The sequence below is a fragment of the Victivallis lenta genome, from assembly GCF_009695545.1.
GTDB lineage: Bacteria > Verrucomicrobiota > Lentisphaeria > Victivallales > Victivallaceae > Victivallis > Victivallis lenta.
The window spans coordinates 1-12,947 of the sequence record NZ_VUNS01000026.1; the positions used below are offsets into that span (position 1 = coordinate 1).

The following is a 12,947-nucleotide window of genomic DNA, read 5'->3' on the forward strand; positions in this document are numbered from 1 at the left end:
CGAAGCACGAACTTCATCATCATTGAGTTCATCGATCTTCAACTCCTCTGCTACATTTTCCAATGTCAGAAACTCCAGTTCCAGAGCGTTCACGGCTTCCAGAACCAGACCGTTCAGTTCGATCCGGGAGGTATGCCGCCGCTTCAGAACCATACTACCGCCGAACATGAGGTTCGCGCAGACTCGAACATTAAGCCCAGCAGCCAGGCCGACGGCAATCGTCCGGTCGTGGCTGTTGCGGATTCCGATGCAACGACTCCATTCTGTGCTTGAACTCCGGTTGATTCGGATCACCCCGAACATCCGCTGGCCGTCGCGGGCCAGACCGTATTGTTCGTCGAGAATCTGCCAGTCGTGCGCCTTGACCACGTCGGTTACTGCGTCGATCACCTCACTGTGCGGCACCGGCTTCCAGCTCGCGGTAGCGGTCGGCGTCGGAACCATTGCGATTTCATCGCGCCCGACGAACTTCCCTTCACTCATCATCAGTCCCATGATTTCACCTCCATTTCTTTAAATGCCACTGTCTGCAACGGTCCCGATACGGACACTCGTTACAGGCGAATGATGTTTCATTGGGCAGGAACACGCCTTTGTTGATCGCATACTGCGCTCGGTTCGCCAGCACCTCGAAGCGCCGGAAATCGTGAAATCCGCGACTGGTATAGTGCGATTCACAACCCGGATTCTTCGTCTTGGTGATGACATCGAACCGAAAGAGCGGAACCGTACCGTTCTGTTTTTCGTAGGCGTAGCTGAACAAGGTCGCCTGAAGATCGCGGTCGGCTTTCCCGGCAGGCCAGCGGCTCATCGAGGTTTTCCAATCTACGATACAGGCGTCCCGTCCGTCCTGAACAATGAGGTCAAACTCACCGATCAGGGGCTTGTCCAAACCGGGAACGTCAATCCTGAACGCCTGCGCAACGCCCTTGACAGTGTAGTAATCCGACCAATTCGCCAGCGCCGCATCCAGCATTTTCGTTGCAAGATCGATCACCGTGTCGAAGTTCTCGCCCTCCTTGTAGATCAGGTTCGGCGTCGCTTCGGCTTCGATTTTGAACGCCTCTTCAAACCGGTCAACGATTTCATCGCGGGTCAGCGAGCCGCCCATCATGCACTCCCACGCCTGAGCGGTCAACGCCGAATGAAACGCCTTGCCGAACGGGAAGCAGACCGAAGTCCGTTCGACTTCGGCCTGATCCACGTAGCGGTACATGAATTGCGCCTGACAGATGTTGAGGTACGTATTCAGCGCCGAATACGACCAGTGCGGTTCCTGCCGCAGTTCGCCGATGGTCGCCATTACGCCGCCCTCCATTCGTCGATCTGATCCGAACACTGCTGCCGGGTCAGATGCTGGATGTCCGGCACCTGAAACCGGGCCGCGATCTGCTGCGGAGTGATGCCGCGCTGCCGGGCGAGGTCAAGCAGATATGAGAGCTGTTTCGGACTCGCCGGAGCGTCATTCTGACGGCCCCCTGACCGGTTACCTTGAGGCCCGTTTTTACTGGGCTTTTCCGACCATTTTCTCCCGTAATTCGCGGGACTTTTTCCGTGTAATTCGGCTTCGACGGAATTCCGTACCAGATCGAACGTTTCGTGAATCCGGGCCTGAAGAGCCTCGCCGGACAACCCGTCCGGCAGTTCCACTTCGACTGACGCATGATAGCTCTGGCTGGAATATTCCTCTCCGGCCGGAACCTTCTTTGAATATGACGCATTGAGTTTCAACATAATCATTCCTCCATAAAAGACGGATAGCCGGGAGCCTCGCAGCTCCCGGCTATCCGTCCGTTTGTATTTGTGTTTTTATTTGGCTAAATCGCCATCCTGATCCGCTCGATGGCGCGTTTCGCCTGAATGAAATCCCGCTCTTTCTGCTTTTGCGCAAGCTGAACTTCCTTGACTTTGCGCACCAGCAGGGTTGATTCATCCAGAGCAAGTTTGAGTTTATTCCGGAACGTATCGATGGTATTGCAGAGTTCATCCAGCGGATTGGTTTCGGGTTCATGGTTCGGGGCGACCGTCTGCACCGGGGCAGACACCACTTTGTTTTCGACGTTTTCCATTTTCGTTTCCTCCTTTTCGGGTTGATGTTTGGGTAATATGTGAATCGGCATCGCGAGATACCGGCCGCTGCCGCCCTCGGCAATGACCGGTATCCTGCCGTCCGAATGTGCCCGGAGCTTCGTGTAGCCCTGCTGAAGCATCCGCAGCAGGATATACTTGTTGAGCGCCAGCACAGCACGGGGCTGGGCGCCGATCACCGTAGCCTCCAACCGCAGTTCTATATCCGGGAAGTTGTTCGGAATCACAGTGACGCCACCCGAAAACACGTTCAGCTCGATCGCGTGAAACGGCGGGCAGTCGGGAACTGTTTTCAAAAACGTGATGAGCCGCTCCGGTTCATGAATCTCGATCTGATAATCCAACGTCTTGTCGGCTGGAATCACCTGCTTCCAATCGGGGAAGTTGTCCGGCAACGCGTTGCCCTGCCACTGGAAACCGCCGATTACGATGCGGAACAGCCGCTCGTTCCGGCAGCGCCAGATGTGCAGCGTTCCTGCTCCCTCCGGTCGAGCGGTCAGCAATGCCAGCGGAAACGGCAACGTCATATCTTCCGGGATTTTCAACGGACACGGCAGGTTGAGCAGTTCTTTACCGTTCGTTGCGGTCACACCGTCACGGGAAAGGTTGATCCCCCGCAACGCAAGCCGCGCTTCACGCAGATCCACCACCGGGGCCGCCAATGCCAGCAGTTTGCCGAAATCCGGTGGCAACTCGACCGTCACTGCGTCATCCGGAACGACCTCCATTTCCGGCCATTCAAGCTGCTTGCCAGTCACTTCGACCTCGCCACCGCGCGTGGAACGGATCAGCTCACGCAACGCCTTATACTCGACCGTGAACTCCTCCATCTCCCCGGCATCGCTAGCCACTTCGACCGTGACGGATTCCACGCCGTCAGTTGCAGTCAGCCAGACCTGTTCCCCGACACCGAGGAACCGCACCGACCGCTGTACCTCCACCGGCGAAGTCTGCGACACCACCTTGCCGAGCACCTTCAATACATCCAGTAACACACTCTTTCTGATCTTCATTTTCATACCTCCATGATGTTAAAACACAACCGGCCCCGGCAGTTTCACGACCGCCGGAGCCAGTAACGAACAGGATTGTCCTGATTGCACGAAGGTAATATATAAGTGAAAATCCGTTGAAATACATGAAACTGAAGCTGTTCATTCCCGTATATGTGCTATGTTGAAGGAGAATATTGACTGCGTAGTTTGGGTGAAAATGGGGGTTTAGCAAAGATTGCCGACAGGCGATTGAGCACCCGATGGCATTTCCCAGTTTCAGAATAATAAGCAGGAACTCATTGACTACTTTTGTTTTTCTTTTTGGATTAGTGATCAATTTCACGGATTTAGGAGAATAGTTATAGACTTGGAGCCTCAGCAGCTATAATCGCTTTTGAACGACATATGTGATTTGCGGAAGCGACTTGGTGAGTTGTGCTGAAGTTTGGCGAATGTCTTGGAAAAACAGTACTGATCGGCAAAACCGAGCTCCTTCGCAATCTCCTTGATGGAAAGATTGCTGAAATGCAGAAGATAACAGGCACATTCGATTTTCCGGCGACGAACGAATGCCTGCGGACTCTCTTCCATCGTCGTGGAAAAGAGCCGGACAAACGCATTGCGCGCCAGGCCGCAATGATTCGCCAGCATATTGTTGTCCAGCTTTTCATTCAAATGCTCTGAAATGTATTTCAACGCGGCATGAATCCGGCGGTTGATGGGCAGTTCCTTGATCTCCATCTCCTCCGGGCAGCGCAACAGTACATGCCCCAACACCGTATGCGCAATCATTTCGCAGCGGATTCGCTTTTCATGCTGTTCATACAGCTGAATAAACTCCTTGATATGCTCCACCATGATCGAATCTTCGGCGATCTCGTAAATCTGCGTACCGGTGACTTTCGCAGAATCAATGAAGTTGAAATGAATGAAAAACTGTTTGAACGGTTTTTCCGCATGCGTTGAAAACTCATAATAAGCCGGAATCAGGTAAAAGCGTTTTTTCTGCATCCGCAAACAGCCGTCTGCGCTTTCGATAATTCCCCCTTCCTCCATATTATAGAAAAGGCGCCAGAAGGGAGTATGCAGCTTAAATTGCATCCAAGGATAAATGTTGGTCATCCAGCCGCAAAACTGAATTTCAAACGGACAAGTTAATGTCCTGATGTCATCTGGCGCTAACAAACTCATCTCATGTCTACCAATTTATTTTAGTTTTGTTATAAGAATATAATGTACTGGTAGAATTTTTCAAGACTTCCATAATACCAAAATCTTCATATTGCGAAATGTTATGTTACAATTAGACATCTTTTTTATCATCAAGCCATTGGAGGAGCTTTTATAATTGTGTATAATATAAACAGTGAAGAATATAAATTTATTCTATTGAGAGTGTAATCCTCCCGCAACTTGCGGTGAGGTAACTTGCCCAGAGTTAAAGTTTAGTTCAACTAGCGTTTGTAAAGGTAATAAAATAATGTCTTTTTTGATTCTACGTCACATGCCGTCGCTGAATCATTCGTTAGAGCTTGCACGCAAACTGTTTGAATTTCATGATCGTTATCCCAACTCAATTGACGAAATTTGGTTTGGTTGTGGCGCATTTGACGGCGTAGAGGAAATTCGCCGTCAGTGCGATGAACTTCTGCCGCTTCGGGAAGAATGTCGCCGCCGAGGAATTGCTTTTTCGCTTCAGCAGGGCGTAACGATCGGTCACGGTGTTGCCGGACCGATAGCCATCAGAAAAGGAATTTTCATCGATAACGACACACTGGTCGATCAAGAAGGAACATTTCTTTATGGTATGCTCTGCCCGACTTCGCCAAAAGTCTTCGACTACCTTACAGAACAAACCGCGATTTACCTTACTGAACTTCAACCGGAGTCCTACTGGCCGGATGATGATCTGCGCGTAGGAACTTTCAAGCCGGTCGGCTGTTTCTGCAACCGCTGTATAGCACTTTTCAATAAAGAGATTTCAGGCTCGTTTACTCGTGAAACGCTCGCGATACGGCTTTTTAGCGACAAGCCGGAACTCAAACTGCGCCGTACATGGCAACAATTCAATGCTCGAAACATTGCCCATCTTGCGACAGCATTCCGCAAAGGGTGCGACAAAACCATGCCGGAGTGTCATCTTGGAATTCAGTCGACCTTTTCAAGTCGTCTTTATGATATGGAAACGCCATATCAGCTGCTTTATGCGCTCTCCGACAACGGGCGCGCGAAAGTAGGGATCCGTCCCGGCGCCCTCTTTTACAGCGAAAGTAATCCGCGTGAACTACTCTCCAAAATGCAGGAGACCGCGCGTGAAGCGGCGCGTTGCCGCAAATACGGTTTCGTTTCGCAAATCTGTTACGAGCTGGAGAATTATCCGCATATTGCGATGCTCAAAACGCCCGAAGCGATGATGACCGAGGCGGCGATGGCACTCTTTGCCGGAGCGGATTCGCTTGCACTCTACTATCATGACGTGAACAACCGCGAAACCGATGAAAACTACCGTTACTATTTCGAAACGGTCGCAAAATACCGCCCGTTTCTCGAAAAGATCCGCGATATCGGCAACCGGAGCGATCTTGCGGGCGGCGCGTTTTACCGCGGCAAAGATGCGGTTGGTCAGCCGGAGTGGCACAGTTGCTCGTGGACTCCGCCTGAGGAGCGCGATGAACTTCATTTGATGGAAAATGCCGTGCCAATCACCCAGTCTGAAGCTGTTCCGGAATTCTATATTTTGAACGAACACTGCGTCCGCACGCTTGCTGCGGACGAACTTGGAAAGCTCTTCGCCTCTACGATTCTGATGGATATTACGGCATTCAGCCGTTTATGTGAATGTTTCCCTGAATTGCAGGCGACAAAGAAAGTTCGGTTGCATCCCGATGTTCCCGCCGCAGTCGGTGTATCGTGTGAATTCTATGAAAAAAATTCCGCAATGGGTATGACTACCCCGATCGAGATTCTGAGCAATGATGTCAGACCGTTCAGTACAGTTTCGATGATGATGGAGGCTGCTGGAAGCGTCATCATTCCGACGGAGTTCGGCGGCAACATTGTCCTCATCCAGCAGTTTGAAAACTGGACAGGGTTTCGCCGCATGGCGATCCTTGATGTACTCGACACGCTCATTCCGGGTAAAATGAGTGTGCGGCTCGATGCGCCGGGATATGCAGTCAACGTCCAGAGTCGGGTTGATTGCGAAAAACGATGCATTGCGGCAATGTTGCTCAATTTGAGCATTGGCGCAATCCCCCCCGCGGAACTGCGGTTGCGTCGTCCGGCGGCGAAAGAATACGAATTGGTCACAGCGGCAGGAAGTTCCAGCGCTCCGGTCGTCCGGCAGAGTGCCGACGAGATCGTCATTGCAGTTCCGGCGCTCGCGCCGTGGCAGATTTTATTGATTCAGCAAAAAGCAACCAACTAGGAGGGTATATGAATTTGAGCCTGAAAAAAACGTTTTTGATGATGACAGTGTTCATCGCGTTGCTACCATTCAGTAGTCCAGCTGGCGAAGTTTCTGATCGACACATGATCTGGGCGCATAATACGCCGTGGTTCAACCCGTCGGATTACTCGGTATACACGCAGGTCTTCTACAACTTCCCCCTGCAGCGTGCGTTGGAGACCGGAAACAAGTGGGAAGACGGACTTCGCGATGAGATCAAAGTGGCATTGAATTGCGGCATTGAAGGATTTTTTGTCGACTTCGGCGGTGACCCGAATAAAGGTCCGGCGCACTGGAGCCATACGCTGAAATTTTACCTCAAAGCCGCCGAGGGTACGCCGTTCGAGGTCGCGCTCTGCATGGATACCAAGATCAGCAAGGAGTATTGGGTCGGCGAACTGAAGCGTCTCTTGAAAGAGAACGGCGGCCATCCGAATTATCCGAAATTCAATGGGAAATATGTTGTTTGCACCTACCAGTTTCTGCAATGGGAAAATCAACAACCCAACGGCTGGACGATCGGAGAGTGGAAAGAACTCCGCGCCGAGATGAAAAAGGCGGGGTTCGATCTTTATATTATCGCCAACTTTGCCCCGCTGCCGAATGAGAAGCTGAATATTGACCGTCTCGAACGTGCCAAAGAAACCTTCGACTGCGTTTATCTATTTGATGCTCCGGGACATTGCGATGAAACACCCGAAGTGAACAACAAGAAACTTGTAAAGTTCTGTAAAGAAAACGGTAAACTTTTCATGGGCTGTCTGCATCCCGGATACTACGGTGCGTGGCTGTGGGGATTCAACGACTTCTATAATCCGTTTCGAGGAACCGATATGCTCCACCGCATGTTCATAGACGCGATGAAGCACAAATCGCAGTGGCTTCACGTCACCACGTGGAACGACCTCGTGGAAACAGCGACACTGCCGCGCGTTTTCACCTTCGGTGTCGCGCATACGCTGAAAAACTACAATACGTGGATCAAAAATAAGCCGGAATTTTCCGACACGCCCGATCTGACCGCAGCATATCTGCGCGAAGTTCTGCCGGGCGAAGTGCTCCGTCTCGAACTGCTCAATCTGCCTTCCAAGGTCAAAACACCGCTGACGGTCACCGGCAAACTCTACGACATGAATGGCAGAGCGGTCTGCAACCTGCCTGCGAAAAAACTTGCACCGAATCAGTTTGGTACCCTGGAGTGGGTCGTGCCCACGGCGGAACTCGCCTTTACCCCGACGCTGGTGCCGGAATTCACTGTGGCGACCGAAGGCTATACCCGTACCGTCCGCACCCCGGCGGTTTATCTGGTCACGCCGTGGTTGCAAAACGCGGTGACGGTCAACGTGCCTCTGTCACAGATGCTTGAAGAGTTCCCGAATACACTGACGGTCAGTCAGAAGGACTCGATCCTCGAAGCAAAGGTCGATTTTGACGCGCCCGAAGAGATCGCGAACATTCTGCTTTTCCGCAATGACCGCCCGATCGCGACTTTTTCGCCTGAACTGAAGGATGGCGAGATCCAGCTTGTCACCGCGCTTTCCGGCTGCCCGAAGGCGGTCAGCGTCACCGTTGAAAACGGGCGCATTTTACGTGCGATCAAAAAAGGTATGCAGAACAATTCGATCTGGCAGGGTGAAGTACTCTTCCGCTGGACGTCGGAAAAACTCGAGACTAGCAACTCCAACTTCGGCGGGCACGGCGTCACCTTTGCCGGTTCTGAAAATATGAAGATCATCGTCACCAACGCCAAAGGCGAAAAGAGCGAATTTTCTCCTGTTAAAATCGCAAACAAACGCCGTGTTTCCAATGCCGACGCGCTTTTTACTGCCGAACCGGAAATGACCTGGTTGCTCGATCCTCCGCTCGCGATCAAAAAGGGTGAAAAGACGCTCCAACTTTTCATGCGTGCGCCGCAGGAAACGGATAACTTCTATGTCCGCATTGAAACGATGAGCGGAAAAGTCTACTTCAGCAACCCCATTTATCCGTTTGCCAAGGAGAACAGGATCGAAAAACGCAAGATCCTCGGCACCAATAATACGCTGGAATCGACCTCCGGCGGCAGCGGCTACGCGTTCCGCAACGAGCCGGAATTTAAAACGCCGCGTCAGAGACTGCCCTATCAGAAGAATCAGCTGTTGACCCGCCCGGTTTCCAGACTCGTTGCGCGCACCGGCATCTGGCACTTCGACGGCGCGGTCAATGGTGTGGAGATCGATCACTACGGCGACCGCGACCTCAACATCAAGCCGGAGTTCTACGTTGACGGCGGCTTCGACGGCAAAGGCAAGGCTCTCTCGTTTGACGGCAACCGGACGATCCTCTTCCCGGCGCGTGTCTGGCCGCTCTCCGGATTCGGCACGATGAGTGTTTATCTGAAGCCGGAAATGATCGGTACGAAGCAGTCGGTGATCTTCAAAGACGGCTGGTATGACGGTCTGCACCTCAACATTCTTGCCGATGGCCGTGTGGAGATCATGCGCGCCTATCTGCAGGATCTCACCAAGCAGAACCAGCTTTCGTTCGAGTACCTCACCAGCAAGACGAAGCTCAAGGCAGGCGAATGGGTGAAGGTCGAAGCCAGAGCGGATGCCGAAAAGTTCCAGCTCTACATCAATGACAAACTGGAAGCCACGGAAAAACTGGGCCGCTTCCGTTCGCATGGCAACGGGCGCGTCACCCTTGGCGGTAAGAAGCACATCGACTATGTGCCCTACCGCGGTCTCATGGATGAACTGGTGCTCTACGGCTGGTAAGCAATCTGGAACATGAAAGAATTTCCACTCTCTCCATTACCCTATGTAGAGGGGCGGGAAGCACAAAAAGGATTTTTGGGTATAGCAGGAGACATTGAGGCAACCAGCCGGCATGTTCGTCGTCATATTCTGACTTGCAGCGAAGAGTATTTTTATGAAACCGGCCATAAAAATCTTACTTGTTTTTTCGAGGAGGAAAAGAGTGTAGTTATACCATTCGATCTAGGATTTAGCGTTGCCGAATATCGCGGACAGATCGTTCTCGGTGTTCGTCCGGGAGAAAAACCGCAATCATTATGCGTCTACTGCAATACGATTCATTGTAAACAGACGGAACAGGGAGTTTTTCCGTGGTTTATTCCGACACATGGAGTTGATTCCGAAGAATTGGAACTGGTGTAATATTCTGCATGACCGGATAAACACCTGCGAAATTGCAACAGATGTTCCAATGCACATCCTTTGGATGGAATTAGATTTACGGTAGACCCATTGATAGGCGAAAAAAAGGAGGCATAGCGCCAATTGTTCACCGTTTATAATTTATAACTTTACAAAAATTCAACATTGGAAAATCGACATCTATGTGGAAAAATCATGCTAAATTATTTCATCTGCCGCTGGGCGCAATCACGGCAGAAGGGTGGCTCCGTGAACAACTGCTCCGCAATCGCGAAGGAATGGGCGGTCATCTCGATGAACTTGAACCGATCATGCTGCTTGCGCCTTACACCACGAAAGATACTGATGAAAAATGGGGTGATGTCAAAGCGGGCTGGGGTGCAGAAATTTCCGGCAACTACTGGCTCGGTGTCATCAAACTGGCTTTTACGCTTCAGGATCACGAACTGATCGCAAAAGTGACCGCGTGGGTCGACCGGGTACTCGAAAATGCCGAACCGGAAGGATACCTCGGCGCCTACCGCCTCGAAGATGACCGGATGGAGGATTTCAACGCCTGGGGGACCTCCGGCGCGATGCGCGGTTTGCTCGATTTTTACGAAGCCACCGGACGCAGTGAGGTTTTCAGTGCCGTTTACAACTGCATGCTCTGGTTCACACGCCACTGGGCGGGCGACAAAAAAACACGCTATGCCGGACAGGCGATCATCGACCCGATGATGCGCTGTTATTACAAAACTGGCGACAAGCGTCTGCTTGATTTTTGCGTCGATTATTTTGATTTCCTCGACCACAACGATCTTTATCAAAATTCGCCAAATGCATTTCTCGCTTCAAAATTGCGCTACAACTCCAACCATACCGCCGGATATTCGCTTCAGGTGCGTCTGCCGTCAATGGTTTACTGCGGCAACGGAGATCCACGGCTGCTCCGGGCTTCAGTCAACGGTATCGCGAAACTGCGCAAATTTGCGATGCACACCACTGGGGCTCCGGTCTGCAACGATGAATATCTCTCTCCGGTCTCGCTCTATGCAGAGAGCGAATATTGTTCCTTCGCCTACCTCGGAGCCAGCTATGGCGCGATGACGGCGGCAACCGGAGATACGGTTTACGGCGATTATCTCGAGGAGATTGCCTTCAACGCCGCACAGGGGGCGCGCAAAAAAAATGAACGCGCCATCGAATATAACAGTACGCCCAACCAGCTCTGTGCCTCGATCCACTCCTCGCACTGTCAGCCGATTCACGGGGCTTACGCGCCGATTCATCCGGTTGCATGCTGTGCGGTCAATTCGATCGTTGTACTGCCGGAATTCGTTTCCAATCTCGCTTTTGCCGACGCCGAGGGCAATCTTCATATCAATGCTTATGCGCCGTGTTCGATCCGGCACCACGGCATGACACTGACAACGGAAACGCTCTACCCTTTCCGCAACACGGTGACATATACCGCGCATACCGATGAACCGCAGACGTTTGCGATCTATCCCAAGCGTCCGCGCTGGAGCCGGAGTATCCGGATTCTCGTCAATGGCAAACCCGCCGCCGAACTTTACCGGACATGGCGCGATGGCGACACGCTGACCGTTGAATTTCAGGCGAAAGTCGAAGTCGAACGAGTTCAGGATCTTGCTCACAACGAACCGCTGTCGGTTCGTTACGGCGCTCTAAATTTCTCGCTCCCCGTCCCGGCACGTTGGGAGAACATCGGCAACGGCAGTGCCCGCACACCGCTTCCGGCAGGGTGGGCCTGGTACGATGTCTGGGCCGATTTCAAGGATGCCGATGTGTCAAAGTTCGATATCATGGGGCTCCGCAAAGATCAGATCAGCTGGAATGTCGCTCTCGCCGAACGGGAACTCGAATTCGAGATCGAGGAGCTTCCGAAAACAGGATACGTCTGGGAGAATCCGCCGCTGAAACTCCATGTTGCAGGGGCATACAAAGCGCCGTATGCCTACGCGCCCTACCCGATCCGGACCAGTGAAATCTACGAACCGGAACTGGAAGTCACCGATCCGATGCCGCTCGAACTCGTTCCTTACGGCTGTACAAACCTGCGCATCACCTATTTCCCGCGCGCCGCAAAATAAGAGAGAAAGGAGGTGTACAAATAATCTCCCCGTTTATAACTCACAAAGTAAAGATTTATCCTCAAAAAGTTGAGGCGTCAGTGAATGGGAGACTGGGGGCGTTCCGCTCGCACAGCAACGGGCGCGTCAGCATCGGCGGGCGCGAGCATCTGGGATACGTCTCCTACTGCGGTCTGCTCGATGAACTGGTCATTAGGGGGTGGTAACGGCGACGTCGCCGGGAGGTTTAATCAATGCAGCAAAAAATAAACATGTAACATTCAATCAAATGAAAGGAAGTCATCACATCAGAATTTATTATCGTTTGCAGTTTTACAACTCGTAGAATGAAAGGATTCAAGATGATTTATCGTAAATGTTTTACTCTTATTGAGTTGCTTGTTGTTATCGCAATTATCGCAATTTTAGCGGCAATGTTGTTGCCGGTATTGAACAAGGCGCGCGCTTCCTCCAAAAGCATCAGTTGTCTGGGAAATATCAAACAATTCGGAGGGGCAGCTGTATTTTATGCGAATGATCATAATGATTATTTTTTAACCAGTGATAATTCCTGGGCCGGAGACCGTGCTTTGAACCTCTACTTCAGGTATTTGGGGGGGGATGCTTCCGGTAGTAATATTGGCTCTCTAAAAGTTGGCTTCTGCCCAGCCGATTCAAGTGCGAGCAGAAAGATGGGCATACCTTCTTATCGTGCGTTCGACTGCACTTGGAGCGCTTGGGCTGATAATGAGGGGATTGGTTATTCACCATTCGCTCAGAGCTTGCAATATTGGGCTCTTAATCCAGCCTATCCGGATAGTAGGGCTAATGTTCGTACGGAAAAACTCAGCAAGCTGTCAGCATATCCGAACTACGCCAGAGATCTTCGGTTCAAGCTGGCTCTCTTTGCCGACGATCCTGTTTTACCGAATCATTATTCCGGCGAATCATCATTCCACATCAACGCTGCTCGAGCTGACGGCAGTGCCAAAAGTTGTCGGATTACTCTCTGGAAACCCAATCCTCTTTCCATAGATGATTGGCTGATACGTCTGGAGGGCAGGACAGGCCATTCGTTACAGGCTTTCATGGAAGCCTCCAATCCGCAGCTTAATCCCTGACCAACCAACTCCTGGGAAATGGCGGCAGAGAACCATTTCCCCGGTATTTTGTATTATCATGT

General features: G+C 51.6%; 11 protein-coding genes. 6 read left to right on the plus strand and 5 right to left on the minus strand.

Annotated features, from left to right (window positions below):
* The 5 genes from FYJ85_RS18045 to FYJ85_RS18065 all read right to left on the minus strand — a co-directional run.
* On the minus strand, positions 1-495 hold a 495-nt coding region (locus tag FYJ85_RS18045; RefSeq protein ID WP_154419968.1), incomplete at its 3' end, for a DUF932 domain-containing protein.
* Between the two features lie 4 nt (positions 496-499).
* Complete coding sequence (locus tag FYJ85_RS18050) at positions 500-1,318, minus strand: RecB family exonuclease (protein WP_154419970.1); 819 nt, start codon at positions 1,316-1,318, stop codon at positions 500-502.
* Positions 1,303-1,734 carry a hypothetical protein gene (locus tag FYJ85_RS18055; protein ID WP_154419972.1) on the minus strand — a complete coding sequence of 144 codons (432 nt, stop codon included), beginning with the start codon at positions 1,732-1,734 and terminating at the stop codon, positions 1,303-1,305. Before FYJ85_RS18055 ends, FYJ85_RS18050 begins: the two co-directional genes overlap by 16 nt.
* A gap of 83 nt (positions 1,735-1,817) precedes the next feature.
* The gene (locus tag FYJ85_RS18060; protein WP_154419974.1) at positions 1,818-3,101 is read right to left on the minus strand and encodes a beta clamp domain-containing protein; all 1,284 of its coding nucleotides are present in this window, start codon (positions 3,099-3,101) and stop codon (positions 1,818-1,820) included.
* Positions 3,102-3,458: 357 nt separating this feature from the next.
* Positions 3,459-4,094 carry a helix-turn-helix domain-containing protein gene (locus FYJ85_RS18065; RefSeq protein ID WP_206213290.1) on the minus strand — a complete coding sequence of 212 codons (636 nt, stop codon included), beginning with the start codon at positions 4,092-4,094 and terminating at the stop codon, positions 3,459-3,461.
* Between the two features lie 469 nt (positions 4,095-4,563).
* Here FYJ85_RS18065 and FYJ85_RS23280 point away from each other — a divergent pair, with 469 nt between their 5' ends.
* The 6 genes from FYJ85_RS23280 (at position 4,564) to FYJ85_RS18085 (ending at position 12,885) form a co-directional block, all read left to right on the plus strand.
* Complete coding sequence (locus FYJ85_RS23280; RefSeq protein ID WP_206213291.1) at positions 4,564-6,510, plus strand: hypothetical protein; 1,947 nt, start codon at positions 4,564-4,566, stop codon at positions 6,508-6,510.
* Positions 6,511-6,524: 14 nt separating this feature from the next.
* Positions 6,525-9,287 carry an endo-1,3-alpha-glucanase family glycosylhydrolase gene (locus FYJ85_RS18070; RefSeq protein WP_206213292.1) on the plus strand — a complete coding sequence of 921 codons (2,763 nt, stop codon included), beginning with the start codon at positions 6,525-6,527 and terminating at the stop codon, positions 9,285-9,287.
* 12 nt (positions 9,288-9,299) lie between these two features.
* Complete coding sequence (locus FYJ85_RS18075) at positions 9,300-9,689, plus strand: hypothetical protein (RefSeq protein WP_154419980.1); 390 nt, start codon at positions 9,300-9,302, stop codon at positions 9,687-9,689.
* Between the two features lie 182 nt (positions 9,690-9,871).
* Positions 9,872-11,785 carry a beta-L-arabinofuranosidase domain-containing protein gene (locus FYJ85_RS18080; protein WP_154419982.1) on the plus strand — a complete coding sequence of 638 codons (1,914 nt, stop codon included), beginning with the start codon at positions 9,872-9,874 and terminating at the stop codon, positions 11,783-11,785.
* A gap of 80 nt (positions 11,786-11,865) precedes the next feature.
* On the plus strand, positions 11,866-11,991 hold the full coding sequence (locus tag FYJ85_RS24115; protein ID WP_268878773.1) for a hypothetical protein: 126 nt from the start codon (positions 11,866-11,868) through the stop codon (positions 11,989-11,991).
* Positions 11,992-12,126: 135 nt separating this feature from the next.
* Positions 12,127-12,885: a prepilin-type N-terminal cleavage/methylation domain-containing protein gene (locus FYJ85_RS18085; protein ID WP_206213293.1), complete on the plus strand. Its 759-nt coding sequence runs from the start codon at positions 12,127-12,129 to the stop codon at positions 12,883-12,885.
* Positions 12,886-12,947: the final 62 nt, after the last annotated feature.